Here is a 26,286-nt window from a genome sequence, read left to right on the forward strand (position 1 = left end):
GGTTGGTGGTCTTATGGATGCTGAAGTGAAACAGTCTTCACAGACCTATTTGGACGATGCCGAGGTCAAACGGCTGATTGCGCTCAGTCAGTCGGGTGACCATGTCGCGCGGGATACGCTGGTGAACTGCAACATCAGACTCGTCTGGTCCGTCGTACAACGTTTTATGAACAGGGGATATGAACCGGAAGATCTGTTCCAGATTGGTTGTATCGGTTTGCTCAAATCCGTTGATAAATTTGATCTCAGTTACGATGTGAAATTCTCCACCTACGCGGTACCGATGATTATCGGAGAGATCCAGCGTTTCCTGCGTGATGACGGTACACTCAAGGTCAGTCGTTCACTCAAGGAAATGGCGAATAAAGTACGCAAGAAAAGGGATGAGCTGTCCAAAACTCTGGACCGTTTGCCAACGATCAAGGAAGTAGCTGAAGAGCTGGGGGTTACCCCGGAGGAAGTCGTATTTGCGCAGGAAGCGAACAAACCGCCGACATCCATACACGAGACGGTGTTTGAAAATGACGGCGATCCGATTACACTGATGGATCAGATTGCCGACGAATCTCAGGAGCGGTGGTTTGACAAGCTCGCGCTGAACGAAGCGATCGGTGGTCTTAGTGAACGGGAACGACTGATTGTGTACCTCCGGTACTACCGGGATCAGACCCAGTCCGAGGTCGCAAGCAGGCTGGGGATATCCCAGGTGCAGGTGTCACGGTTGGAGAAAAAAATACTTCAATCCATCCGCGACCAGATCGCACAATGATTTTGGATTGCAGTCTACAATATTGGTGCTAAACCACCAATATACGACAACTAACAACCTTCTATCGCGCTTTAATGTGCGGAGAAGGTTATTTGTCGTTAGCCCATGCGGATCGGGGCGGCTTCAACTGCAACAGTAATATCAATCCAATAATACATGCGGTCCCCAGCCACTGGAACATACCGAAAGGTTCATGCAGCCAGACGACTGTTGTTCCGACAGCAGCAAGCGGCTCCGCGCTGGAATATGATTCATCCGAAATCATCAGAAGCAGACGAATGAAGGATATGGTCGAATGGATTCACCTGCACTTTGCCGATCCAATCCAATTGGAGGACATTGCAAGGGTCGGTCAGTTAAGCCGCTCGGAAACATGCCGTTATTTCAAGCAAATGTTGAAGACATCACCTATGCAGTATGTTATTGAGTATCGTATCCAAAAGAGTGTGGAGCTGTTGCAACTCCAGGAACGCAGCATTACCGAGATTGCTTATGAAGTTGGATTTAATAGCACGAGCTATTTTATTAATCAGTTTCGCAAAACCATGCAAATCACCCCGTTAAAGTTTAGAAGAGAAGTGGAGTTGAAGAATAAGGAGGGTATTGAGCAGTGAATAAAAAAATGAAGGTATTGTTATCCGTCCTGCTCATAGTTACGGCTTTTGTTTTTGTTTACATGCGTTATTACCACCCGTTCCCCAAAGATATTGGAGTAACCCAAGTCACTCCTTCTTCAGATATAACATCTTCACAGGAAGTCCTGACAACGATGCGTAAGGCTTTCCCAAACATACCCGATCCCCAAGTTTCTTACCAGTCAATCCATAAGATTTTCTCTTCTCAATGAGTCGCTATATTAGCGGCTTTTTTTCTTTTGTTCCTTAGTCATAAAAGAGAAAAGCTGTAATTAAACCCGCTTATAAAATCTCCTACTACCCGCCTTCCAGCTTATTTATTGCAGGACTTTGGAAAAAAGGGGACCCGTGCAGTGGAGGGATGGAATCGGACAAAGGAGCGGAGCGTGAGGGCTCGTCAAGGATACACATAAGCAACGCAGGCGGCAGATTAGACCTGAAGAAGCGAAGCGTTCGCCTAAAAGCTTTCTGGAAGAAAGCTACTTCGAAAGCATACACAGTCTCCGAATTTCTACAGTTAGTAGAAATGAACCAAGAAAATTTGGAGACAACAGCGATCAGAAGGTTGGTCTGCCGTCGGAGTGCTTGGATGCTTCTCCTACTACTGCCTCCCAGCATATGTATTACAGGCGTTTGGAAAAGAGGGACCCATGCAGTGGAGGGATGGAATCGGACAAAGGAGCGGAGCGTTCGCCTTTAGCACCGGATTTCCTCCTTGATAAAGGAGATTCAAGAAATCCGGGGATAACAGCGACCTATGGCCGATCCATCCCGAAGCGTCCGCAGGGTCCCCCCCCGCCAACCTTTTTCCAACCAGAATGTAATAAATTTGCACATTCTTCAAATACTAACCTAAATTACGCAGTAAAGGAGTGTTTCGGATGTCCATGACACCCACTCCAACGGTCTACGTTCGCTTGCGCAGTCGTATTCGCATCCAGAGGGGACGGGGCGTCAAGCTTGGGGATGTAGCTCATCTGCTAACCTCTCCAGAGGAACAGGAAGGGAGGCTGCTTGAGCTTGAACTGCTGCGCCCTGGACCGGAGGACGGTAATCTGATCCTCATAGACATATTACAGATTATTCCCCAGATCCGTATGGCTTTGCCTGGTGTCACCGTTGAATTAATCGGATCGGGTCATACGCTTGTTGAGGTCATTGCGGGAAATGGCAAGGCATCGATATCTTTGTTCATTCTGGTATGGTTGCTGCTATTTTTCGGATCAGCTCTGACCATTATGAATTTTCATGCAGACGTAAACATGCAGGAAGTACAGATTCGAATTGTCGAAATGATTACGGGACGCCGGGATGAGCATCCCTATCTGTTCCAAGTGGCCTATTCCATTGGGATTGGATTTGGCATGGCGGTGTTTTTCAATCATTTATTTAAGAAGAAATGGAATGAAGAACCTACCCCTTTGGAAGTGGAAATGTTCCTATATCAGCAAAATGTAGACAAATATGTGGTGATTGAAGAAACCGAACGTATGCATGATGAGGAACGCAGGGAGATGAATGCGGATGAGCGTTCTTAATGGAGCGATCAGTATCGTACTGGGTGTTGCGGGGGGAGTCGCTGTAGGAAGCGGTGTGATTGCGCTTATTCTCGTGCTCGATATGATCCCCAGATTGGCCCAGCTAACGCGTTCCTATGATAAAACCCATTGGTATGAAGGGGCATTGATTGGCGGTTCGCTGGTCGGTACCGTTGCGGACTTCTGGCACTGGAAAGTGCACGGCGTGTTGTTGCTCAGCCCGATCATTGGATGGTTTTGCGGTGTGTTCATCGGTCTGCTCGCTGCCGCGCTTACGGAAGTATTGAATGTGCTGCCTGTACTCGCAAAACGATTGGGCATGAAGTCTTATTTATTCGGATTATTGCTCGCCATGATTTTGGGGAAAATGACAGGTTCCCTGTTTGACTTTTTTGTATATCAGCGTTAAAACGTAAGGCCAAAGGAGGCTGGGACATGGATGTAAGATCGGACAACGACGGGCATAACTCCGACGAATCAGCATCGGAAGAGATGATGCATAAAACTCCTTATGAGATCCAGGAGGAAGAAGAAAAAAAGGCGTACGAAAAAAAGAAGCAAGATGAAATGTCCGACAGCATTGAGGAGTCGGTAGAATATTGGCAGGAAAATGATGATATCTCCCCTCGCATGAGTGATAACAAATATACATTGCAGCAGGTATTGGGTCTTGGCGAATCCTTCGATGTCAATATGAGAGAAATGGTTCTGGGCGGAAAGCATGTGGGATTGCTGTTATTAACCGGTTTTGCAAAAGATGAGATTCTGCTCGAAGTGTTAAAACGGTTAACCTATCTTACACCGGACCAGGTATCCGGACATGCACTAAAGTCATACTTTGAATGTTACATCCCTCATATCCAGGTTGAGCGAGTGGAAAAAATGAGTGCTGTAATCAACAAGGTCCTCACGGGTATGAGCGCTATGTTTGTTGAAGGGGATCGTTCCGTTATTATTATGGATACGCGCAGTTATCCAGTGCGTTCACCGGAAGAACCTTCGCTGGAACGAGTGGTGCGCGGCTCTAGAGACGGTTTTACCGAGACACTCCTCACCAACGTTGCGCTAGTACGCCGCAGAATACGAGACCCTGGTTTAAAATTCGAAATTATGCAGGTCGGCCGGAGATCCCAAACGGATGTCTGCGTTGTGTATATTGATGATATCGTGGATAAGGTCCAGGTGGATTCGGTTCGCGAAAAAATCAAGCGGGTGAATATAGACGGGATCCCCGCTGCCGACAAGCAGCTTGAAGAAGCCATTATTAATAAGGGGTGGCACCCATATCCATTAGTTCGTTATTCGGAACGGCCGGACGTTACAGCTTCCCATCTGATGGAAGGACGAGTTGTTATATTTGTAGATACTTCACCTAGTGTGATGATTCTGCCCACGACCTTTTTTGACCTGTGTGAACACGCAGAAGAGAACAGACAGACCGCCTTTATGGGAACCTATCTGCGCTGGGTACGTTTTGGGGGCATTTTGATTTCGCTTTTCTTGTTACCTTTGTGGTTATTGATGGTGATTGATCCGGGGATCAAGCCGGCTGGAATGGAGTTCATCGGTCCTCATGAGAATGCCGAGCTTCCGCTGATTCTACAGTTCCTGCTCATTGAATTCGGGGTCGATTTATTACGGATGGCAGCTGTCCATACCCCCACACCACTCGCTTCGGCTATGGGTTTGATTGCCGCCATTCTGGTTGGCGATATCGCTGTGAAAACAGGCTATTTTGTGAATGAAGTTGTACTTTACATGGCGATCGCTGCGATTGGTATGTTTGCAACTCCCAGTTATGAGCTTGGACTCGCGAATCGATTAGTCAGGTTGTTTTTGCTCGTGGCAGTAGCGATATTCAAGGTTCCTGGGTTCGTTGTCGGAACCACGTTCATTATTGTGGCCCTTACGTTGCATCGCTCGTATAACTCTTCTTATCTCTGGCCATTCATACCGTTTAATGCAAAGGCATTGGGCAACTTTTTGTTTCGTTTGCCTTTGTTGGAAAATAAAAAACGTCCATCAATCAACAAAACGCGTGATAATACCAAAATGGACGATGACCCTGACGGCGAATTGCGAAAAAGTAAAAAACACAAATGATCAGCTGAAAAATCCATTCTTCTCATTCACTAATTTGATATACTGGTGTAAAATCATTGGAATAACAGCTGTTCCAGTATATAAAAAGTGAGGAATGCAGAATATGTATTTACATGGTACGAGTAAAATAAATGCGCAAGGACATTTGGAAATTGGTGGCGTGGATACAACGGATTTGAAGGAACAATTTGGAACTCCTCTCTACGTGGTGGACGAGCAATTGGTTCGCGAGCGCTGCAGAGAGTACATGGAAGCATTCCGTGCTTCCGGATTGGGATTTCAAGTGGCTTATGCAAGTAAAGCATTCTGCGTAATGGCCATGTGTGCTCTTGCTGCGGAAGAAGGGCTTTCACTGGATGTCGTATCCGATGGTGAATTGTTCACTGCACTGCAAGCCGGATTCCCGGCAGAGCGTATTCACTTCCATGGCAACAACAAAACGCTGGAAGAGATCGAAATGGCGCTGGATGCTGAGATTGGCTGCTTTGTTGTAGATAACTTTAATGAACTGCACCTGCTGCAAGCGGTAGCGGCAGACAAAAATCGTAAAGTAAACATTTTGCTGCGTGTGACGCCTGGTGTTGAAGCGCATACGCATGAATATATCTCCACAGGACAAACGGATTCGAAATTTGGATTCGATATCGGGAACGGAACCGCGTTCGATGCGATCGAACTTGCTTCCAAGCAGTCGAACCTCGTTTTACTCGGTGTGCATTCACACATCGGATCGCAAATCTTTGAAGTTGAAGGCTTCCAAATGGCAATTCAGCGTGTTGCTGAGTTTGCAGCTGATGTCTATGAACGTCTTAACGTAGCCTTCAAAGTGGTAAATCTGGGCGGTGGCTTCGGAATTCGCTATATTGATGGTGATACTCCGCTTGAAGTTGCACAATACGTGAAAGCCATTACGGATGCGGTTAAAAATCATTTTGCCCAAATCGGTTATGCTGTGCCTGAGATCTGGGTTGAGCCAGGCCGCAGCATCGTAGGTGAAGCGGGAACAACGCTCTACACGGTTGGAACAAGCAAAGACATTCCAGGGGTTCGTAAATACGTGGCTGTTGATGGCGGGATGACCGATAATCCACGTCCGGCACTGTATGAATCCAAATATGAAGCAGTACTTGCCAATCGGGCGAATGAAGCTGCTCAGGAAACGGTATCAGTTGCTGGTAAATGCTGTGAGAGCGGCGATATGCTGATCTGGGATCTGGATCTGCCTAAAGTACAAAGCGGCGACCTGCTCGCAGTAGCTTGCACAGGCGCGTACAATTACTCCATGGCAAGCAACTACAACCGGATTCGTCGTCCGGCAGTAGTCTTTGTCAAAGACGGTCAAGGGGATGTTGTGGTACGCCGAGAGACGTATCAGGACATTATCCAGAATGACCTCGTTCCTGAGCGCATTGCTAAGCAGCCCGTAATCCGTTAATTCGGGAACGATGGCTGAATTGTAAATACTGAAGACAAAAAGGCATCAGTCCTTTTTGTCTTCTTTTGCATCTTTAGAGCTGGATTTTGAAAAAAACTTGCTGATTATTTTGCGATCCATCCATTTTCGGTGTACACTAAGAAAAGTGCTATAAAGCTTGGCCCAGGGTCAATGCGTTCTGGCACCATTAACGATGGTCAATACGAAAGGAGTCATTTACATATGGCGAAACAAGCGAAAATCAAAATGGCAAACGGCGGAGAAGTTTTAATCGACCTGTTCGATCAAGAAGCTCCAAACACAGTAGCAAACTTTGAGAAGCTGGCAAACTCCGGTTTCTACAATGGTCTTGTATTCCACCGTGTTATCCCGGGCTTCGTAGCTCAAGGCGGATGCCCTAACGGTACAGGTGCAGGTGGCCCAGGCTACACAATCAACTGTGAGATCAACCCGAACAAACATGAGCGCGGAACATTGGCTATGGCACATGCAGGCCGTAACACAGGCGGAAGCCAGTTCTACATCTGCTACCAACCGCAGCCACATTTGGATGGACAACATACTGTTTTCGGTAAAGTAACCAAAGGTATGGAGTTCGTGGATGCTTTTGAAGGCAAAGACAAAATGGAGACTGTTGAAGTTGTAGAAGCTTAATCAGTAGTTCTGTTTGCAAACCGTTTCGCTTTGGCGAGACGGTTTTTTTATGATCTTAAGCTTATTAAAAGTTAGTATGTGACAAAAAGGAACAAAAAACAATTGATTTTTTGGCGTTAAAGTGCTAACATCCAATTAATAACGAAAGCGAATCCTTCAGGGCAGGGTGTAATTCCCTACCGGCGGTGATGCAGTCGTGTGAGGATGTCAATCCAGCACGAAGTGCAAAGTCCGTGACCCGTCTGCCCGTGGCAGATGGCTGATCTGGTGTAATTCCAGAACCGACAGTATAGTCTGGATGGGAGAAGGAGAGGATGCAGTCCTTACGGCCGCATTCCGCAGTAGTGTTGCTGTACAGTTTTTGACGAATTCATTTCTGTGCAGGGAGAAATCCGGTTACATCCGGCATTTCTTTATACATATGCCACATCATAGAAGCTCTTTACCTGTAATTGAAGTTCATTAAGGTATGTGTCTGCTTTCACTTGCCTGAAATGAAGTTTTGGGCGACGTGTTGTTGGCACTGTATCAATAGTATTGCTGATGACACATGTCTCTCATCATCCCCATCGAACGGATTGTTCGACGGGGATTTTTTATTAGATATGGAACATGCCTCTCTGTTGGAAGGGAGGACGATACAGTTTACTAAGATTTTAACCGTGGGGTGAACGGATTGGAAATGATAAATGATGAATTTTATATGGCGCTGGCGTTGGATATGGCAGAACGGGCGCAAGGACAGACAGGAATTAATCCGGTTGTAGGTTGTGTCGTTGTGAAGGAGGGCCGTATTGTAGGCCTGGGCAGTCACTTGAAACGGGGGACGGGCCATGCAGAGGTACATGCACTGAATATGGCGGGCAGCGAAGCGGAAGGCAGTACAGTCTACGTTACACTCGAACCATGCAGTCACTATGGCAAGACCCCCCCTTGCAGCGAACGTCTCATTCACGAGAAAGTGAAACGTGTCATTGTATGCTGTGAAGATCCGAATCCGCAAGTTTCCGGCAGAGGCATCACCATGCTGCGTCAACATGGAATTGAAGTTGAAGTGGGTGTACTGCGTGAGCGAGGCAGACGGATGAATGAAAAATTCATTAAATACATTACAACAGGTCTCCCCTTTGTAACTTTAAAGACGGCCTCTACTCTGGATGGCAAAATTGCTACTCGTAGCGGTGACAGCAAATGGATCTCTAACGAGCCGGCACGTGAGATCGTGCATGCTCTACGCCATCGCCATCAAGGAATTATGGTTGGAGTGGAAACTGTAATTGCTGACAATCCGGAGTTGACCACTCGTTTGCAGGTGGAAGGCATCAGCCCGGTGCGGATTGTTGTGGATTCCAAGCTGCGTCTGCCTGTAGGCTCCAAAATGGTTAAGGATGGCCTTGTACCCACTTGGGTGCTTACAACGGATGAAGCGAGCGCTGAAGCAGCTGAGCGTTTGGAAGCGTACGGTGTGGAAATTATACGTTGCGGTCCTGGACCGCGTGTAGATTTGCTGAGTGCACTTAGTAAGCTCGGTGAGCGTGAGATTGGTTCAATCCTGCTCGAAGGTGGAGGCACACTGAATGGAGCTATGCTGGAAGCGCGGTTGGTAGACCGACTGCTCATGTTTATTGCTCCTAAAATTGTCGGAGGATACGACACACCAGGCAGTTTCCGCTTCGAGGGTGTAGAGCGCATGAGTCAGGCCATTCAACTGCATCAGCTGGAAATTGAGCAAGTTGGAGATAATATTAGCATTGGCGGAATTCCAGTTTGGCCAGAATAGATACATTTAGGTTAACGAAATGATAAAGGAGGCGGTGGCATGTTTACCGGTTTGGTGGAAGAAGTTGGTCAGATCCGGCGTATAGGTCGCAAAGGCGAAGCGATGGTCCTGAATATCGGAGCTTCCGCCATCATGAGTGACTTGAAGATTGGCGATAGTGTGGCTGTAAACGGGGTATGCTTAACAGCAACAACCCTGGAGGGCGGCGGTTTTACTGCTGATGTAATGCCTGAGACTTATCGTCATACCAATCTTAGTCAATTGCAATCCGGCAGCAAAGTCAATTTGGAGCGAGCCATGCTGTCAGGGGGACGTTTTGGCGGACATATTGTTCAGGGTCATGTGGATGGCACTGGCGTCATTGGCGGCATAACACGTGACCAGAATGCGATTGTTTTCGAGATCAAACCTGATGATACGCAGCTGTTTAAATATCTGATACCCAAAGGGTCTGTAACCCTGGACGGAATTAGTCTGACCGTTGTGCATACTTCACAGACCGCATTCACGGTATCCATTATTCCACATACCATTGGTGAAACGGTGTTAAATGTCAAAAAGACAGGGGATACCATCAATATTGAGTGTGATATTTTGGGCAAATATGTGGATCATCTGCTGCACTACGGTAAGGGCCATCAGGAGAGCGGTGCAGGCAAGCCAAGAAGTATCAGTGAGGATTTCCTCGCGAATCACGGATTTGCTTAACGAATCGATTAAATATAAATTGAAATGGAAACTGGAGGGGGACCTATGTCAGGAGAACAATCCATTCTGAACCCTATAGAAGAAGCGATCTACGATTTAATGAGGGGTAAACCTGTCATTGTGGTAGATGATGAGGACCGGGAGAATGAAGGCGATTTTATCGCTTTGGCCGAAAAGGCTACACCGGAAGTAATCAATTTCATGATTACCGAAGGTAGAGGTCTGGTATGTGTTCCCATTACGCAGCAACGTGCGGACGAACTTAATTTGAAACCAATGGTTCAACAAAATACAGATTTTCATGGAACGGCATTCACCGTTTCGGTAGATCATAAGGATACGACAACGGGTATCTCGGCACATGAACGTTCGATTACAGTGAAGGGCTTGATCGATCCAGAAGCCAAAAGTGGAGATTTCCGCAAGCCTGGGCATATGTTCCCGCTTATTGCAAAAGACGGGGGTGTGCTGCGGCGTGCCGGACATACGGAAGCGGCTGTAGATCTCGCAATCATGTGCGGCTCATACCCGGCCGGCGTAATCTGTGAAGTGATTAAGGAAGATGGTACGATGGCCAGACTTCCAGATCTTCAGGAGATAGCCCGCAAACATGATCTGAAGCTCATAAGTATTCAGGACATGATTCGTTACCGGAATGAAAAGGAAAAGCTCGTTCAACGCGAGGTCGCTGTACGTATGCCTACTGATATTGGCGAATTCCAGGCGGTAGCCTATACCAATACGGTGGATAACAAAGAGCATGTAGCATTGGTTAAAGGAGAAATTGACGGCTCGAAGCCTGTGTTGGTCCGCGTGCACTCCGAATGTCTCACAGGTGATGTATTCCATTCTCATCGTTGTGACTGTGGTCCGCAGTTCGATGCAGCCCTCAAACAGATCCATGAAGAAGGCAATGGCGTTCTGCTCTACATGAGACAGGAGGGACGCGGCATTGGACTGATCAACAAGCTCAAAGCTTATAAACTACAAGAGGAAGGACTGGACACCGTAGACGCCAATTTGAAGCTTGGATTTGCTGCCGATCTTCGTGATTATGGTATTGGTGCCCAAATTCTTAAAGATCTTGGTGTTCGTCAAATCAGGTTACTTACCAACAACCCACGCAAGATCAAAGGACTTGAAGGTTACGGACTTGAAGTGGTGGAACGTGTACCGATTCAGATGGAAGAGAACGAGGACAATACGGTCTATTTGCATACGAAACAGGCGAAACTTGGCCATATGCTGAAGTTTGATGATATCGAGCAGAATGAAGAAAAAAACTGAGTGGCTGTTCTGACAAGTAAACAGGGTGAACTAATGTGCAGAAGATCAGCTGCGTACATCATATAAAACAATTAGGGAGATGACTTGAATGCCACATTTTTTTGAAGGACATTTAGTTTCGGAAGGATTAAAATATGGAGTGGTTGTAGGACGCTTTAACGAATTCATTACAAGCAAATTACTCAGTGGAGCATTGGATGCGTTCAAACGTCACGGTGTGCAAGATAATGAAGTGGATGTAGCCTGGGTTCCAGGTGCATTTGAAATCCCGTTGATTGCACAAAAAATGGCCGAAAGTGGAAAATACGATGCTGTCATTACGCTCGGTACGGTGATTCGTGGTTCAACGACGCATTATGATTATGTGTGCAATGAGATGGCTAAGGGTGTTGCGGCAATTAACCTGAAAACAGGCGTACCTACCATCTTTGGTCTGGTTACGACAGAGAATATTGAACAGGCCATTGAGCGTGCCGGAACAAAGGCAGGAAACAAAGGCTGGGATGCAGCTACTGCCGCTATTGAAATGGCGAACTTGACGAAACAGCTAAAATAGTGCTTATTTAATATAGTGCCCTGCTCTGCGCAGACGAAAACGGGAGACCGGATTCGGCGGCTTAGCGGGGGTTTTTATTTTTCTGGCGGGAGGATTCGTCTAGTGACGGTAGTGACATACAAACTGGAGACTTTTGAAGGGCCTTTGGATCTGCTGCTTCATTTGATCGATAAGGCAGAGATTCATATCCAGGATATTCCCATTAGCGATATTACCGATCAATATATGGCGTATCTGCATTCGATGCAGGAATTGGAGCTCGATATTACGAGTGAATTTCTGGTAATGGCGGCAACACTTCTGTCGATCAAGAGCAAACTTTTACTGCCCAAGCCACCGGTAATCGAGGACTTTGAGGATTATGCTTATATGGAAGAAGAAGATTATGATCCACGTGCTGAGTTGATTGCACGTCTGATTGAATATCGCAAATACAAGGGAATTGCGCGTCATTTACATGAGCGGGAGTGGGAACGCAGCCTTATTTTTTCCAAAGAGCCCGAGGATTTGCGACCGTATATGCCCGTAGAAGCACAATCCAATCCGGTGGAGGGATTACATACCTCGGATCTGATTGCTGCCTTCCAGAAGGCGCTGCGCAAGGCGGAGAAGCGGACAACTGTTACCCGGATCCATCGGGATGAAATATCGGTTAAGGATCGCATCCGTGATGTCATCGGCGCTTTGGAAAGCATGGGGCCAGGAGGCAGACTGTTATTTTCAAAACTGTTGGATAACCAGATCTATCGGCATGAGATTGTTGTCACGTTTCTGGCGGTGCTGGAGCTGATGAAGATGAAACAGATCGTCTGCTATCAGGAACGGATGTTTGAGGATATTGTTATGGAGTGGAGAGGGGAAACAAAGAATCATGGATTTTCCGAAATTGAAATCGATTATTGAAGGCCTGCTGTTTTTGTCCGGAGAAGAAGGTCTGAGCATCAAACAAATTGCCGAAATCGTGGATCAGCGGATAGAGCTAGTGTCCGACGCGATTGAGGAAATGATCGCTGAATTTGCCAATCAGGGGAGAGGTGTGCAAATTCTTAAAATTGCAGGGGTTGTGCAGTTGGGTACCTTGCCGGAGCATGCGACGTATTTTGAGAAGTTGGCATACTCACCTGCACGTACCTCCCTATCCCAGGCCGCACTAGAGACACTTGCGATTGTAGCATATCGTCAACCGATCACGCGGGTAGAGATTGAGGAGATCCGTGGAGTGAAGTCGGAACGCGCCATCCACACGCTTGTGAACAAGGATCTGATTCAGGAAGTGGGACGTGCTGAGGCGATTGGACGCCCAATTCTATACGGGACTACCAAATCTTTCCTGGATTACTTTGGTTTGGCTTCACTCAAAGATCTGCCGGAGCCAGGGCTGTTTGAAGATTCCGAAAATCTGGAGGAAGAGACACAGTTGCTCTTTGAAAAGCTGGACGTGCAGCCTGTGGAATTGGATCTGGAACGTACAAATCTTGATGACAATGAAAGTACGGACGATATGCAAGATTTAAACATAGAAGATGATTCCATTTATTCGTAATATGGATCTGATTGATAACCGGTACCCTGAAGGGGAGCCGGTTTTTTTGTTGTTATTTTCGGATAGCTGAATTGTATGTTGGAAGTTAGAATGGAATTTTCAGGTCAGACGTGAATTTTTTCCTATATAGAGTGTCATACTAGACAAGAAAAGAATCGAGGGCTTGGAGGTAAGGCCTGTGTGGGTTTGGCTTGGAGGAATCGGCTTGTTGATCGCACTGCTGCTTGCCGCAGTCCTCATCTCGTATGTTCATGTGCATTTTACATTCAGTAAACAAAATCATGATGACTATGCCAAAATTACGATTCGTCTGCTCTATGGCATGGTTCGTATTAACTATGAAATTCCCAGCATCGTCTTTCGTAACTGGAAGGAAGGATTTCTGGTGAAAACGGAGCAGCGAATGAATCATTCAAGAGCAGAGGCCAAGAGTAGCAAGCGTGTCAACAAACGAAAAGTTAAAAAATGGGCAAAAGATGTAAAAGTTATGCTTCGGGCAACAGATGCATTGAAGCTCTGGGTTAAGCAAACGCTCACTCGTGTACATACGACTCATATGTCCTGGTCTACCCGCGTGGGTGTCGGCGATGCAGCGTACACGGCGATCCTCATTGGCTGGGTATGGAGTATCAAATCGAGCATTATTGGATATTTGTCTTATCAAATCCATTTTGAACGAACGCCAGTCCTGCAGGTTGTGCCGGTGTGGGAAGATGATATGAAGTTTCAGACCGAATTGGATTGGAAAATGAAAATTCGAATTACAGCGCTTTTGATTGCGGGAATAAAACTGATGACTCGTGTGCTTCAGGTAGAGGGAGGATGGCGAGCATGGTTCAAACTTTTGCAGGAGCAGAGACGAAGACGTAAACAAAAGCTGAAAGATCATAACAGCAAATCACATGTATAGAAGGTTGGTGTCCTCTCTGTGTACAGTCACGAAGATGAGTATAATGTTGCCCAACCACCGGCACCGGAATGTTGCAAGTTCTTGACCCGTCATGTTGGCTGCGATTCGAGAAATGCTCACTTACATAACTCCCTTCAAGTTTGGGGATGATATGGTTAGACCAAACCTAGCTTAAAATGAAACTGGAGGGAATTTAAATGTCAGATCATCCAATTCAAGGCTTAATGGAAACCGCAATGGAAAATATCAAGGCCATGGTGGATGTCAATACAATCGTGGGCGATGCGGTAGAAACACCTGACGGTACTGTCATTCTGCCAATCAGTAAAGTGGGATTCGGATTCGCTGCAGGTGGCAGTGATTTTCGCGTTAATGAAGGAGGAAGCAGCAAAGCGAGTGCTGGAAGCCCTACTGAACATGCCAGCTCTGCATCGGTTGCTTCACCATTTGGAGGCGGTAGTGGGGGCGGCGTATCCATTCGTCCTATTGCGTTCCTGGTGGTTGGAAAACAAGGCGTTCACATTGTGCCGCTTGACAATTCAACGCATCTGTTCGAGAAACTGATCGATTCCACACCTTATGTGATGGACAGAATTCAGGACATGCTCCGCAATCGTAATACAGCACAGCCTGCGGAGTCCGACATACCTGTCACACCTAATCCTACAACGTTCAGCTAAAAGATTCGGTCAAAATCCCTTCCGCAGTGAAAGTGCGAAAGGGATTTTTGCTGTTTTCTAACACTGGGACATACTTCGGGTTGTCCAGACATAAGCTAGTACAAGATTCCAAGTGACCCGGAGGAATGAATCGATGCGAAAATTAATGAAATTTGTGGCATGTATGCTTGTACCTTTATTTCTGTTTCCTTCATCTGGGCTTGCAGAAGCCCAAGGGACCATACCGGGGCCCTCAACTCATGCGCAAAGCGCTGCTCTGATTGATGTGACGTCGGGCCGGATTTTGTACAGCAAAGATGGGGATAAGGAACTCCGAATTGCCAGTTTGACCAAAATCATGACGGCGATTGTAGCGATCGAACATGGCAAACTGGATGACAAAGTTAAAGTGACTTCTTCGGCTTTTGCCAAGGAAGGGTCTTCTCTCTATCTCAAACTGGGCGAAGAAATGACGCTTGAAAACATGCTATATGGTTTAATGCTGCGGTCAGGCAACGATGCGGCCTCGGCAATTGCTGAACATGTCGGTGGATCTGAAGAAGGATTTGTACTCTTAATGAACAAAAAAGCAGAGCAAATCGGTCTGACCCATTCCCGTTTTATGAATCCTCATGGACTTGACGCAGACGGTCATTACTCCACCGCCAATGATCTGGCACGCTTAACCGCGTATGCGCTCAAGAATCCGGTTTTCAAACGAATTGTAGCGACGGAGAACAAGTCGGCTCCAAATCCGAATGAAAGCTGGGAGTACTTTTGGCAAAACAAAAATAAAATGCTGCGGCTGTACGAGGGAGCCGATGGCGTGAAGACTGGATATACCAAAAAGGCGTTCCGCTGTCTGGTCAGCTCTGCTACTCGAAATGGACAACAACTTGCTGCGGTAACCCTGAACGACGGCGATGATTGGAACGATCATGCTCGCATGCTGGATTTCGGTTTTGAAAATTTCCCATTAGTGGAAATTGCAAAAAAGGAACAGCCTGTACAGAATACGGACGTGGTCACAGGCCGGGGGTTCAGCTATCCTTTGGCGAAGAGTGAGACATCCTCATTAACGAAAAAGCTGATACTACTCGAAAATCGCGTTCAGGAAGGCTCAGAAGGGGATGCCAAATCGACAGATCCTTCTTTTGGACTGGCTGGGAGAATTGATATGCAGCTTGACGGAGAACTTGTGGGCTCCATCCCTGTATACCGCAAGGGGAGTTATATTCCGCCGGAACCGAAGACAGAGGACGCAACATGGGGTGGGATCGGTGAAATTTCCACCTGGGCTTCCGCATGGCGTGCAGTATTAAGCCATTTATTATCTCCATAAAGAGGGGAGGGTTATCTTTTGATTAATCTGATCTGGCTTATCATGATCGTAACTGGATTTGCTTTTGCTGCAGCACAGGGGAATATTGAAATCGTTACCCAGGCGGCTTTTGATGGAGCGGCAACCGGAGTAACCGTATGTTTTGGGCTGATCAGTGTACTTGTATTCTGGATGGGGATGATGAAAATGGCTGAGGACGCCGGATTGCTGGGTCGGATTGCGAAGCTGCTGGGTCCGGTCGTCGGCTTTTTGTTCCCCGATGTTCCGCGGAATCATCCAGCCATGGGCTACATTTTATCCAATATGAGTGCCAATCTGCTTGGCCTCGGCAATGCGGCCACCCCAATGGGGATCAAAGCCATGCAGCAACTGCAGGAGTTGAATCCGGATAAACAAACAGCGTCCCCTGCCATGTGTACCTTACTGGCGTTGAATACAGCGAGTATCACTATTATTCCAACAACCCTGATAGCCATACGGCTCAATTATCATTCTGCAAATGCTACGGAAATCGTAGGGACAACGCTGATGGCAACGATTGTCGCGACATTTGCAGCCATCGCAGCTGATCGTTGGTACCGCAACAGGGCACTTCACAGACCGCCGCGAGTACATAAAAGTGACAATCCCGCTATGAAAGGATGAGTAGCGTTGTTAACCTTCATCAACTGGATTTCCGTCTGGGCCATTCCGGTTATTATCGCGTTTGTTCCATTATATGCGTTCACCAAAAAGGTACCGGTTTACGAATCCTTTGTTGATGGGGCCAAAGATGGATTTTCCACGGCAATCAGCATTATTCCTCATCTGGTGGGCATGATGGTAGCGATTAGTGTATTCCGGGCTTCGGGTGCACTGGATTATGTGATTAGTCTGTTCGCTCCACTCGTGTCCTGGATGGGGGTTCCGGGAGAAGTATTGCCGCTTGGCATTTTACGTCCATTGACCGGGACAGGCTCACTCGCCTTTACGACAGATCTGATCAAAACTTATGGTCCTGATTCTATGATTGGCCGCATGGCTTCCACAATTCAAGGGAGTACGGATACAACTCTATATGTATTGACTGTTTATTTTGGAGCCGTAGGCATACGAAATGGCCGCTATGCCCTCAAAGTCGGGTTGTTTTCCGATGTGGTTGGTTTCATTGCTGCCTTGGTCATATGTTTAATTGTATTTGGATAAAAAAGCGGCCCTTTCCTACCGATATATGAATTATGCTAGAATAATAGCGGAGGAGAGTGGGAACCGTGCAAAAGAGTTGGAAACAAATGCTCCGCTTCGGAATGTCAGGAATGCTTGCCATTGCGTTGCTAGGAGGACAGACGGGGCTGGCCGCAGCTCAAGCCGTTAATACGATTCATTTTACGGGGTATTTCGATAAACAACTGCGTGCTCAACTGGCGGTTTCAGCGGATTCTTTCCCCGTTGTGAACGTACGTCTGGAGAAGCAGGATGAACCCGATACAGTATATTATGATGTGGGTACCTCCATACTGATCTCCAAGGATGAAGTGCTCACCAACTATCATGTCGTTCAGGATATTGCTGAACTGTCTGACGGGGACAAAGGGACACTGACTGTAGCGAGCCCGGGTCAACTGGATAAGCCTGTGAAGGCCAAAATCATCAAAACAGATCCGGTGACGGATATGGCATTGCTCAAGCTGGACAAAGCAATCGATGCACAACCCGTGACCTTCGCCGATGCAAAGGATAACCAAATTGTCTATACGATCGGATTTCCCAAAAATCCTGCTGGGGAACTCGTGCTGTTGGACGAGCCGTTTCCTTCAACCTACAATACGGTAGCCAAGAGCCGGGTATTTAATTCGCAAGATTCGGACGTCCCAGGCAAGAAAGGGATCGGCAGTATCGTAAAATCAGTGGCACAGGGCAATTCAGGTGGCCCAGTTCTGGATCAGAACAACCGGGTTATTGGCATGATGACCTTTGTATACGGAGGACGCACTTATTTTATTACTTCCAAAACGTTGCAATCCTTCATTAAAGAAAGCGCAGCACCTGCCAAAAAACAGGTCGTTGTAGCCGGTAAAGTAGCCAGTTAAGCTTATTTGTTTTAGTGGTTACATAGGATTGAAAGGGAAAGGTTCACCTTGACGCTTCCTGTTGCATACAGGCAGTGAGAAGGTGAGCTTTTTGGTCTGAACTCATAACTAAACACAGTTCAAAAGGCATTTTCAGACCCTGCGTTTACAAAATCGATGGATTATCCTTGTGATTTCCGGTCTTGATGGGTATCATTAGTGTGAGGTGACATGACAAACATGGAAAGATTACAAAAAATTATCGCTCAGGCAGGCATTGCATCCCGCCGCAAGAGCGAGGAACTGATCCTGTCCGGCAAAGTGGAAGTTAACGGGGAGGTCGTAACCGAACTGGGTACGAAAGCGAACCCCGAAGAGGATATGATTACGGTTAATGGAAAACCGATCCGCAGTGAAAAGAAAGTGTACATGATGTTGAACAAGCCGAAGGGTGTTATCACAAGTGCTTCAGACCCGGAAGGTCGGAAAATTGTATCCGACTATCTTAAAGGTGTCAAAGAGCGGGTTTATCCTGTTGGTCGTCTGGATTATGACACGGAAGGCTTGCTGATTCTGACCAATGATGGGGAATTTGCTCATTTGCTGACGCATCCGAAGCATCACGTACCGAAGACGTATCTGGCAACCGTTAAAGGGGTTCCGCATGGTACTGCCTTGGAGAAATTAAAGACAGGCATTATGCTGGATGACGGGATGACAGCTCCGGCAGAGGTCGAGTACAAGGATGTGGATACGGCAGGGAATGAAGCTGTTATTTCCATCACGATTTACGAAGGGCGTAACCGTCAGGTCAGACGTATGTTTGAGGCGATTAATCATCCGGTAACACGTCTGAAACGGATCTCGTTCGGTGGTATTTTGCTGCAAAACCTGAAACGTGGGCTCACACGCAATCTGACCAAAGAGGAAGTTAACAACCTAATTACCCTCGCCAAATCAGAACCCGCCAAAAAAATGAAAAAAAGGTAATGTGAGGACACATAATCTTCATAAAACCGCCGCAGTTTTGTGACGAAATTCGCTATAATTGTTCATAGGATGTTCACAGTTGTCCGAGACCGTTATATCCGAATGATAGTTACTTAAAAGGGGAGCAGCACATGGGGAAATCAAGAAGAGCGGTGCAAATCGTTATTTTGTTGTTGATCCTGGTGTTGGGCGGATATGCGATTACTACATCGGTATCCGGCTCGAATGGCAAACCGAAAGAAGGAGACAAAGCTCCTTCTTTCGAACTGCTGAGCCTGGATGGTCAAGTTCATACGTCTGAGGAGTACAAAGGCAAAGCCATGGTGATCAACTTCTGGGGAACATGGTGTGAGCCTTGTGTCAAAGAGATGCCTGCACTTCAAGCGCAAGCGGACAAATGGAAGGACAAGGGTGTGCAATTTGTTGGTATCAATGTAGGGGAAGACCAGATGACCGTTGAAAATTTTGTGCAGCAGGTGGGCGTAACGTTTCCTATTATGCTTGACCGTGACAAAAATTCGATCCGGGATTTCGGCATATCTCCAATGCCAACCACATTTTTTGTCTCCGACACGGGTAAAATCTCCACCATTCATATCGGTCAACTTGACTTGGACACACTTGACGCTCAAATTTCACAACTGGCGAAGCAGCCCTGACAGGAGGTCTAGTCGTGTTTCAGAATACGAAGTGTGAGTGCGGGCACCAGAATCCGGTAGGCACCGTGCTGTGTGAAGCATGCGGCAAACCGTTGCTGGAGTCTGAGGTTAAATCGGATGAAGTGCTTGAAATGCGCTATGATGGTATGGCACGGCGTTCGCAGCGTAGTAATCCCAAAATGATCGACCGCATATGGAACTTTTTTTCATCGGTCAAAATTGCGGTATACATGATTGTATTAACGCTTGTTGGTTCCATGCTCGGCACGATCTATCCACAAGAAAGTACGTTTCTGAATATTGATCCATCCGTTTATTACAAGGACACATACGGTCAGTTGGGTCATATCTATTATCTGCTGGGTCTGTCCCATACATATGAGTCATGGTGGTTTATTTTGCTGCTGGTGCTGATCGGTGCTTCGCTAGTCATTTGCAGTCTTGACCGGGTACTTCCATTATACAAAGCACTGAATAAACAAAAAATACAGAAACACATGCAGTTCCTTACACGCCAGCGTCTGGTGTACCAAGGCCCCATTGAAGAGGCACCAGAAGACTGGATCAAGAAAGCGGTTACTCCGCTTAAAAAGAAAAGATATCGTGTGCACACCGAGGGTGCTGCATTGCTGGCCGAAAAACAGCGATTCAGTCGCTGGGGGCCGTACGTTATCCATATCGGACTGATTATTTTTCTGCTGGCAGTACTTGCGCGTGGACTCCCTGGCCTCAATCTGGATGAGCATGTCGCTTTTCCTGAAGGGGAGATCAAGAAAATCCCGAATACTTCCATGTATCTAAAAAATGAACAGTTCAACGTAGAGTTTTACACCGAAGATGAAGTGCCTGAACAATTTCGTAACTTGAACAAAACGGTTCCAAAACTGTTCGAAACCAAAGTGGTTTTGTACGAATGTACCGCAGATTGTTCAGACCCTTCAAAGAAACCCCAATTGTCTGAGGTGGCCAGGCATGACGTTCAAGTGAACCATCCATTGAATTACAACGGATTGAAAGCGTATCAGTTTGATTATGACCTGACGCCAACGATCCGTTCGGTAACACCTGATCTGGTCAATACCAAGACGGGTGAGAAGTACGGTTCGCTCCAAATTGATATGGTGGATACGCAGCGAACGTTCGAAGCTGGAGCTTATCGTCTGACAGTGAAAGAAAAATATATGGATTTTGGTCTGGATGAAAATGGAGAGCCCAAATCGAAGTCTCCTTCACCGAATGCGCCTGCCTTTCTGTTTAACATCAAGGGGCCCGATTTACCTAAAGAGGGAATGCAGTACTTATATTTTGCGAAGCAGATAGATAAACAGCGTTTTCAGCAGGACGAAATTAACAAACAGCTGAATGGAGGAGAAATTCCTCTCCAGTTGGAAGTGGACAGTATGGACAAGGTTGACATCATTCAATCCGTAAGTTACCTCAATATCCGTATTGATAAAGCCATGCCTTTTGTGTGGGTTGGGGCAGGAATTGTCATGTTGGGTCTGGTTATGGGCTTTTACTGGCACCATCGACGCATTTGGATTCGGATTGATGGCGGACAGCTTACCTTGGGCGGACATACCAATAAAAACTGGTTTGGCTTCAGACGTGAAGTTGCAGCTGTGTTAAAACAGTTGAATGTTGAAGTGGATGAGAAGTCGTTGGATAACGGGGGGAACCAAGCATGAGTTTATTGGATTTCAGCAGCGACGCATTTATCGTATCTTTTTTTCTATATTGTGCTGCATTTATGTTATATGGCGTTGCCGTTATGGGAAAGAAATGGAGTAATCGCGATCCTCAGGCTCATGTAGAGCGTTGGGGAAAGCGGGCTTTTATCGCTTCAACTGTTGCATTGGCTGCACATCTTATCTTTTTTGGTACACGCTGGGCAGGTGCAGGCCATATACCTGTAAGTAATATGTATGAGTTTATGAGCTTTCTATCCATGATGATTATGGTGGCTTTTATTGTAGTTTACGCCATTTATCGTAAATCCTTGCTTGGATTGTTCGCATTGCCTCTTACCATCATTATTATGGCATATGCCGCTGTATTTCCTCAGGAAGTGCAGCCGCTGATTCCTGCTTTGCAGTCGATTTGGCTCAAGATTCACGTGACTTTGGCCGCTTTTGGAGAAGCATTCTTCGCTGTCGGTTTTGCAGCCGGATTCATGTATTTGTTGCGTACTGTCGACTTTAGCGGCAAGGACAAATCCTCCAGACGCCAGCGTGGATGGGTCGAATTTACGATGATTACCATTGTGGTCGTTGTCGGTTTTATCGGCATTGTATTTGCTTTCCGTGCTTCCGGATATGAGGCGGTTTTTGTACAGAAAACCACTAGCATTGACACAGAGGTACAGGAAAATAGTACAATAGAGAAAGTGGTTTATCGCATGCCTCCCATTTTCGCACCTTATAATAGCGAAGTGGAGAGTATCAAACCGTTTCTTGGCATGAAGGAACCTTTACTTGAAACGCCTTCCTGGATGAATGGAGTTAATGCCGGGCGTAAACTAAATACAGTAGTCTGGTCGTTGATTGTAGGTCTTATTCTGTACGGTCTTATTCGTTTAATTGTAAGAAAACCGCTTGGACAAGCACTACAACCGATGCTGGATGGTATTGATGCCGATGATCTGGATGAAATTAGCTATCGTGCAATTGCTATCGGTTTCCCTATATTTACGTTGGGTGCATTAATTTTTGCCATGATTTGGGCCCAGATTGCCTGGAGCCGCTTCTGGGGCTGGGATCCCAAAGAAGTGTGGGCACTGATAACATGGTTATATTATAGTGTCTACCTGCATTTGCGTTTGTCCAGAGGCTGGCAGGGCCGCAAGTCTGCTTGGCTGGCTGTGCTTGGATTCTTGGTCGTTATGTTTACGCTCGTGGGTGTCAATTTAATCATTGCAGGGTTGCATTCTTACGCCGGGGCAGACTAGGATAGGAAGTTTTGTTTTCGTAAAGTTCCGGAGAGAAATCCATGAAACGTATGTGAAAGCCCCTTCTTTCAATAGGGGCTTTCAAATATTGTTCGCCAGATCGAACATAATAGAAGTGATGAGGAGTTATTGCAAAGGGGCTGGAGTGAAATGGCTGAACATGAGAACCGTATACTGGTTGTGGATGACGAGGAGAGAATCCGCCGACTTTTGAAAATGTATCTCGAAAAAGAAGGTTATGAAATTGATGAAGCAGAAGACGGGGAAACTGCGCTGCGTAAAGCAACTGCGGGTGACTATGGTTTGATTTTGCTTGATGTAATGTTACCAGGGATGGACGGAGTTGAAGTATGTACACGTCTGCGTCAGGTAAAATCAACGCCGGTGTTGATGCTTACTGCAAAAGGCGAAGAAATTAACCGGGTTCAGGGCTTCGAAGTTGGCGCAGATGATTATGTAGTTAAGCCATTCAGTCCGCGTGAAGTCATTTACCGGGTGAAGGCGATTTTGCGCCGATCTTCAGCGACAGCCTATCTTTCGAAAGAGAGTAATTCGAGTAACAATATTGTATTCCCACATTTGGTCATTGAACATGACGCTCACCGGGTGACTGCGGGTGGGGAAGAGATCAGTCTTACGCCTAAGGAATATGAACTGTTGCATTACCTTGCGACATCACCGGACAAAGTTTTCTCCCGGGAAGAACTGCTCAAGGATGTATGGAATTATGAATTCTTTGGTGATCTTCGGACTGTGGATACACACGTGAAGCGTCTTCGTGAGAAATTGAACAAAGTATCGCCAGAATCAGCGGCGATGATTACGACAGTGTGGGGTGTGGGTTATAAACTGGAAGTACCGAAATAGTTTCAATTTCTGGAGATCGCTGGTTGGGAAGTTATGGATCACCATTATTTGCCTTGTGGGCTGTGTACTCATAGCGCTGGGTCTTTTTTTGCTGCCGTATATTGATACGAATTTTGCTGAATCTGAGTCTAGAGATATCAAACGTTTATTCACATATGTTTGTATAATCGGTTTCAGTCTGACGACCTTCTTTGCGTTGTTTCTTTTTACGAAAATTACGCAACCGATGCAGCAGTTAATCCAGGCAGCAAATGCCATACGTAAAGGGAATTACGGTACACGTCTCTCCCTTGTGACAAGTGATGAGATCGGTGAATTGGGAAATACATTTAATCACATGGCTGCACAGTTGGAGGATAATATCCGCAACCTTAACCATGAGAAGGAACATTTGGCGAGTGTTCTCAGAAGCATGACGGATGCAGTAGTTACATTCGACGGTGAGGGTAAAGTGATTCTAACCAATCCTCCTGGGGAGAAAATGATGCAGGCATGGTGTGATCTTGACTGGGCGCAGATGGGTGAAGGAAAAGAATCGGACAACTCGGCTAGCTCCTTACGGGAAGTACCCGAACCGCTCGTTCCGTTATTCAAAGCGGTCATGGAACAAGGCAGGGATCAGAACTCTAACGTTCATGTGCAACAGGGCGTCTGGTCTGTTCAGATGGCACCTTTATACGCGGATAGTGTCGTACGTGGTGCTGTAGCTGTGCTTCGTGATGTAACGGAAGAGGTACGATTGGAGAAAATGCGGCGTGATTTTGTCGCAAACGTATCTCACGAAATACGAACTCCCCTATCCATGATGCAAGGATACAGTGAGGCTCTTTTGGATGGAATGGCGGCTTCTCCAGAAGAAAGCGAAGAGTTAATCCAAGTTATTCATGATGAGTCTTTACGTATGGGCAGGTTGGTTAAGGATCTGCTTGATCTTGCCCGAATGGAAGCGGGACATACGGATATGGCCGTAAAGGAAGTTGATCTGGTTGAGCTGCTGGAACGGGTATACAGGAAGTTCTCCGTTCGCTCTAAGGAACAGGATATTCATCTTCAGTTTGAATGCAGACAGTCTTCCATTGAACTTCACCAGGCCGATGAAGATCGGCTTGAACAGGTGTTTACGAATTTGCTGGATAATGCATTCCGGCACACACCATCGGGAAAACATGTTGTCATATCGGCAGAGCTCTTAACAGATATGCGTACACCGGCAGCTAAAGTGATTGTAAAAGATGAAGGGGTGGGCATACCGTCTTCGGATCTGCCATTCATCTTTGAACGGTTCTACAAAGCGGATAAGGCTCGTGTTCGAGGTGAAAGTGTCGGTACAGGACTGGGTCTTGCGATTGTGAAAAATATTGTGGATGCCCATCACGGCACCATTAACGTAAACAGTGTACTTGGTGAAGGTACGGAGTTTATCTTACAATTTCCTGTGGATTCCTCGAAATAGCCCGATTTCATACAAAAAGTGCGAAAGCACCCTCCTGTTGAGGGTGCTTTTTTTGTTGAACAGTACCGTTTAATCTTGTTCAACGTGGAACATGAGAAGTCACTTTTTATTTGCATAAAAAAGTGTCCAAGATAATTTTGCCTCCTATATAACATAAGCTTGAAAAACAAGGAAGTAAAAGGGGGATTGGATTACGCATGCCTGATGAAAGAAAACGGGTTAATATTAAGGCTTTTCTGGAAGGAAGATCGTTTCGAGCGGGATCGCCATTTATTCCAATAACATCCAGTGAAGTGGAGCAGTTTCAGTCTATTTTGAACTCTCTCGCTGTGACTATTCCGGCAGCAGTCAGCCAGCCTACTGCTGCCAATATTTTAGCTTTACAAAACAGTCTACGGAATTTACTCCATTTCTTTAATACCACCAGTTTCCGTCCTGGCGTGAAAGCGGAACTGCAATCTGTGCTGGAACTCACCATTGCAGGTTCTGAAGTTGTACCTGTAGCAGTCATCAATTTGGCGGGTAATTTACAAAATCTACTAGATGATCTATTAAGCGTGACATTACTTCTGGAAGTTCCTCCTGCCGAAAAAGATAAACTGGTCGGATTGATCCGATCCATATCCATATCGTTAAGTCGTGCCACAAGTTCATTTGGTACATCCGGAACCCCTGGCCCTCCAGGTCCACCGGGAGTACCTGGTGTTCCGGGTGTACCCGGGGTGCCAGGCCCTTCTGGACCAGGAGGAGTAGCCGGCCCAGCGGGACCAGTAGGGCCAGTAGGGCCGGTAGGACCACAGGGAGTACCAGGGTCAGAGGGGGCTCCAGGAGTTGGACTGAATGATATTTCCATTTTTGATTCAGCTCAGGCACCTGGCTATGTGCAAGATCAAGTGGTTTCGTATAATGGTAGTCTCTATGTTGTAAATGCAAATGGACCCACGGGTGTACCGGGAAGTTCCCCAGACTACACGTTATTTTTGGCAGGCGGAACAACCGGGGCAACGGGGACGGGTTTAACGGGCTCGGTTTCGTTTGATCCGACGCTTGCACCGGCATATCCAGCAGGACAAATTGTAACATTTGGCGGTAGTACCTACATTACAAATGTAGCATCGCCAACCGGAACACCAGGTAGTTTTCCAGACTATACTTTGCTTGCAGGTGCTGGGACTACAGGGGCAACAGGCATAGGATTGGATGGAGTAGTTCCATTTAATCCGGCCATAGCTCCGACATACCCAGCGGGCCAAGTCGTAACATTTAACGGCAGTACTTATATTACGAATGTGGCGTCACCAACTGGAACTCTGGGTTCATCACCTGATTATACATTGCTTGCAGGCGCCGGACCTACGGGAATTACAGGTGCCACAGGCGCAGGATTAAGCGGCATAGTACCA

At 46.7% G+C, this 26,286-nt stretch carries 27 protein-coding genes, 1 pseudogene and 1 riboswitch; of the genes and pseudogenes, 27 read left to right on the top strand and 1 reads right to left on the bottom strand.

Annotation, left to right across the window (positions count from 1 at the left end):
- Positions 1–13 precede the first annotated feature (13 nt).
- Complete coding sequence (gene sigF / locus PPA03S_RS16590) at positions 14–769, top strand: RNA polymerase sporulation sigma factor SigF (RefSeq protein ID WP_062324398.1); 756 nt, start codon at positions 14–16, stop codon at positions 767–769.
- An 88-nt stretch (positions 770–857) separates the two neighbouring features.
- Here the strand turns inward: sigF and PPA03S_RS33960 are convergent.
- Positions 858–1,010, bottom strand: a pseudogene (locus tag PPA03S_RS33960) (EamA family transporter); the annotation flags it as partial.
- Between PPA03S_RS33960 and PPA03S_RS16595 the strand changes: the two are divergent.
- From PPA03S_RS16595 to PPA03S_RS16725, 26 genes are all read left to right on the top strand, one after another.
- Entirely contained in the window at positions 949–1,383 is a 435-nt protein-coding gene (locus tag PPA03S_RS16595) for a helix-turn-helix domain-containing protein (protein WP_062324441.1), read from the top strand. The pseudogene PPA03S_RS33960 and the gene PPA03S_RS16595 overlap by 62 nt on opposite strands.
- Positions 1,380–1,616, top strand: coding sequence for a hypothetical protein (locus tag PPA03S_RS16600; RefSeq protein WP_062324399.1), 237 nt, complete (start codon positions 1,380–1,382; stop codon positions 1,614–1,616). The genes PPA03S_RS16595 and PPA03S_RS16600 overlap by 4 nt, the downstream gene beginning before the upstream one ends.
- 669 nt (positions 1,617–2,285) lie before the next feature.
- Positions 2,286–2,942 carry a stage V sporulation protein AA gene (locus PPA03S_RS16610; protein ID WP_062324401.1) on the top strand — a complete coding sequence of 219 codons (657 nt, stop codon included), beginning with the start codon at positions 2,286–2,288 and terminating at the stop codon, positions 2,940–2,942.
- Positions 2,923–3,351 carry a stage V sporulation protein AB gene (locus PPA03S_RS16615; RefSeq protein WP_167666053.1) on the top strand — a complete coding sequence of 143 codons (429 nt, stop codon included), beginning with the start codon at positions 2,923–2,925 and terminating at the stop codon, positions 3,349–3,351. Before PPA03S_RS16610 ends, PPA03S_RS16615 begins: the two co-directional genes overlap by 20 nt.
- Before the next feature lie 83 nt (positions 3,352–3,434).
- Positions 3,435–5,045, top strand: coding sequence for a spore germination protein (locus PPA03S_RS16620; RefSeq protein WP_157284214.1), 1,611 nt, complete (start codon positions 3,435–3,437; stop codon positions 5,043–5,045).
- A gap of 103 nt (positions 5,046–5,148) precedes the next feature.
- Positions 5,149–6,480, top strand: a complete 1,332-nt coding sequence (gene lysA / locus PPA03S_RS16625) for a diaminopimelate decarboxylase (RefSeq protein ID WP_062324404.1) — start codon at positions 5,149–5,151, stop codon at positions 6,478–6,480.
- Between the two features lie 222 nt (positions 6,481–6,702).
- Positions 6,703–7,134, top strand: coding sequence for a peptidylprolyl isomerase (locus PPA03S_RS16630; protein ID WP_062324405.1), 432 nt, complete (start codon positions 6,703–6,705; stop codon positions 7,132–7,134).
- Between the two features lie 148 nt (positions 7,135–7,282).
- Positions 7,283–7,448: riboswitch (FMN riboswitch) on the top strand.
- 362 nt (positions 7,449–7,810) lie between these two features.
- Positions 7,811–8,914: a bifunctional diaminohydroxyphosphoribosylaminopyrimidine deaminase/5-amino-6-(5-phosphoribosylamino)uracil reductase RibD gene (ribD, locus tag PPA03S_RS16635; RefSeq protein ID WP_062324442.1), complete on the top strand. Its 1,104-nt coding sequence runs from the start codon at positions 7,811–7,813 to the stop codon at positions 8,912–8,914.
- A gap of 39 nt (positions 8,915–8,953) precedes the next feature.
- A complete protein-coding gene (gene ribE, locus PPA03S_RS16640) occupies positions 8,954–9,622 on the top strand; it encodes a riboflavin synthase (RefSeq protein WP_062324406.1) in 669 nt (222 codons plus the stop codon).
- 45 nt (positions 9,623–9,667) lie between these two features.
- A complete protein-coding gene (locus PPA03S_RS16645) occupies positions 9,668–10,909 on the top strand; it encodes a bifunctional 3,4-dihydroxy-2-butanone-4-phosphate synthase/GTP cyclohydrolase II (protein ID WP_062324407.1) in 1,242 nt (413 codons plus the stop codon).
- Between the two features lie 88 nt (positions 10,910–10,997).
- Positions 10,998–11,465, top strand: coding sequence for a 6,7-dimethyl-8-ribityllumazine synthase (gene ribH, locus PPA03S_RS16650; protein ID WP_062324408.1), 468 nt, complete (start codon positions 10,998–11,000; stop codon positions 11,463–11,465).
- Between the two features lie 102 nt (positions 11,466–11,567).
- Positions 11,568–12,368, top strand: a complete 801-nt coding sequence (locus tag PPA03S_RS16655) for a segregation and condensation protein A (protein WP_062324409.1) — start codon at positions 11,568–11,570, stop codon at positions 12,366–12,368.
- The gene (scpB, locus tag PPA03S_RS16660) at positions 12,337–13,008 is read left to right on the top strand and encodes an SMC-Scp complex subunit ScpB (RefSeq protein WP_062324410.1); all 672 of its coding nucleotides are present in this window, start codon (positions 12,337–12,339) and stop codon (positions 13,006–13,008) included. The genes PPA03S_RS16655 and scpB overlap by 32 nt, the downstream gene beginning before the upstream one ends.
- Positions 13,009–13,186: 178 nt before the next feature.
- Positions 13,187–13,918 carry a DUF2953 domain-containing protein gene (locus tag PPA03S_RS16665; RefSeq protein WP_062324411.1) on the top strand — a complete coding sequence of 244 codons (732 nt, stop codon included), beginning with the start codon at positions 13,187–13,189 and terminating at the stop codon, positions 13,916–13,918.
- 197 nt (positions 13,919–14,115) lie between these two features.
- On the top strand, positions 14,116–14,598 hold the full coding sequence (ytfJ, locus tag PPA03S_RS16670; RefSeq protein ID WP_062324412.1) for a GerW family sporulation protein: 483 nt from the start codon (positions 14,116–14,118) through the stop codon (positions 14,596–14,598).
- A gap of 133 nt (positions 14,599–14,731) precedes the next feature.
- Positions 14,732–15,919 carry a D-alanyl-D-alanine carboxypeptidase family protein gene (locus tag PPA03S_RS16675; RefSeq protein WP_062324413.1) on the top strand — a complete coding sequence of 396 codons (1,188 nt, stop codon included), beginning with the start codon at positions 14,732–14,734 and terminating at the stop codon, positions 15,917–15,919.
- A gap of 18 nt (positions 15,920–15,937) precedes the next feature.
- On the top strand, positions 15,938–16,564 hold the full coding sequence (locus PPA03S_RS16680; RefSeq protein WP_062324414.1) for a nucleoside recognition domain-containing protein: 627 nt from the start codon (positions 15,938–15,940) through the stop codon (positions 16,562–16,564).
- Positions 16,565–16,570: 6 nt separating this feature from the next.
- On the top strand, positions 16,571–17,104 hold the full coding sequence (locus tag PPA03S_RS16685) for a spore maturation protein (protein WP_062324415.1): 534 nt from the start codon (positions 16,571–16,573) through the stop codon (positions 17,102–17,104).
- A 65-nt stretch (positions 17,105–17,169) separates the two neighbouring features.
- Entirely contained in the window at positions 17,170–17,988 is an 819-nt protein-coding gene (locus tag PPA03S_RS16690; protein WP_062324416.1) for a S1 family peptidase, read from the top strand.
- A 219-nt stretch (positions 17,989–18,207) separates the two neighbouring features.
- Complete coding sequence (locus PPA03S_RS16695; RefSeq protein ID WP_024634051.1) at positions 18,208–18,957, top strand: pseudouridine synthase; 750 nt, start codon at positions 18,208–18,210, stop codon at positions 18,955–18,957.
- A gap of 131 nt (positions 18,958–19,088) precedes the next feature.
- Entirely contained in the window at positions 19,089–19,616 is a 528-nt protein-coding gene (locus PPA03S_RS16700; RefSeq protein ID WP_062324417.1) for a redoxin family protein, read from the top strand.
- Positions 19,617–19,630: 14 nt separating this feature from the next.
- Positions 19,631–21,304, top strand: coding sequence for a cytochrome c biogenesis protein ResB (gene resB / locus PPA03S_RS16705; protein ID WP_062324418.1), 1,674 nt, complete (start codon positions 19,631–19,633; stop codon positions 21,302–21,304).
- On the top strand, positions 21,301–22,563 hold the full coding sequence (gene ccsA, locus PPA03S_RS16710; protein ID WP_062324419.1) for a cytochrome c biogenesis protein CcsA: 1,263 nt from the start codon (positions 21,301–21,303) through the stop codon (positions 22,561–22,563). Before resB ends, ccsA begins: the two co-directional genes overlap by 4 nt.
- Positions 22,564–22,713: 150 nt before the next feature.
- Complete coding sequence (locus tag PPA03S_RS16715) at positions 22,714–23,430, top strand: response regulator transcription factor (protein ID WP_017687664.1); 717 nt, start codon at positions 22,714–22,716, stop codon at positions 23,428–23,430.
- A gap of 55 nt (positions 23,431–23,485) precedes the next feature.
- Positions 23,486–24,883, top strand: a complete 1,398-nt coding sequence (locus tag PPA03S_RS16720) for an ATP-binding protein (RefSeq protein ID WP_174532142.1) — start codon at positions 23,486–23,488, stop codon at positions 24,881–24,883.
- Between the two features lie 197 nt (positions 24,884–25,080).
- The coding region (locus PPA03S_RS16725; RefSeq protein WP_157284210.1) for a collagen-like repeat preface domain-containing protein at positions 25,081–26,286 on the top strand (1,206 nt) is incomplete at its 3' end.

This window comes from Paenibacillus pabuli NBRC 13638, assembly GCF_001514495.1.
In the GTDB taxonomy this organism is placed as follows: domain Bacteria; phylum Bacillota; class Bacilli; order Paenibacillales; family Paenibacillaceae; genus Paenibacillus; species Paenibacillus pabuli.

Coding starts and splice junctions, on each gene's coding strand:
- sigF (WP_062324398.1), top strand. CDS start 14: ATGGATGCTGAAGTGAAACAGTCTTCACAGACCTATTTGGACGATGCC.
- PPA03S_RS16610 (WP_062324401.1), top strand. CDS start 2,286: ATGTCCATGACACCCACTCCAACGGTCTACGTTCGCTTGCGCAGTCGT.
- PPA03S_RS16615 (WP_167666053.1), top strand. CDS start 2,923: ATGCGGATGAGCGTTCTTAATGGAGCGATCAGTATCGTACTGGGTGTT.
- PPA03S_RS16620 (WP_157284214.1), top strand. CDS start 3,435: ATGATGCATAAAACTCCTTATGAGATCCAGGAGGAAGAAGAAAAAAAG.
- lysA (WP_062324404.1), top strand. CDS start 5,149: ATGTATTTACATGGTACGAGTAAAATAAATGCGCAAGGACATTTGGAA.
- PPA03S_RS16630 (WP_062324405.1), top strand. CDS start 6,703: ATGGCGAAACAAGCGAAAATCAAAATGGCAAACGGCGGAGAAGTTTTA.
- ribE (WP_062324406.1), top strand. CDS start 8,954: ATGTTTACCGGTTTGGTGGAAGAAGTTGGTCAGATCCGGCGTATAGGT.
- PPA03S_RS16645 (WP_062324407.1), top strand. CDS start 9,668: ATGTCAGGAGAACAATCCATTCTGAACCCTATAGAAGAAGCGATCTAC.
- ribH (WP_062324408.1), top strand. CDS start 10,998: ATGCCACATTTTTTTGAAGGACATTTAGTTTCGGAAGGATTAAAATAT.
- scpB (WP_062324410.1), top strand. CDS start 12,337: ATGGATTTTCCGAAATTGAAATCGATTATTGAAGGCCTGCTGTTTTTG.
- ytfJ (WP_062324412.1), top strand. CDS start 14,116: ATGTCAGATCATCCAATTCAAGGCTTAATGGAAACCGCAATGGAAAAT.
- PPA03S_RS16675 (WP_062324413.1), top strand. CDS start 14,732: ATGCGAAAATTAATGAAATTTGTGGCATGTATGCTTGTACCTTTATTT.
- PPA03S_RS16695 (WP_024634051.1), top strand. CDS start 18,208: ATGGAAAGATTACAAAAAATTATCGCTCAGGCAGGCATTGCATCCCGC.
- PPA03S_RS16700 (WP_062324417.1), top strand. CDS start 19,089: ATGGGGAAATCAAGAAGAGCGGTGCAAATCGTTATTTTGTTGTTGATC.
- ccsA (WP_062324419.1), top strand. CDS start 21,301: ATGAGTTTATTGGATTTCAGCAGCGACGCATTTATCGTATCTTTTTTT.
- PPA03S_RS16715 (WP_017687664.1), top strand. CDS start 22,714: ATGGCTGAACATGAGAACCGTATACTGGTTGTGGATGACGAGGAGAGA.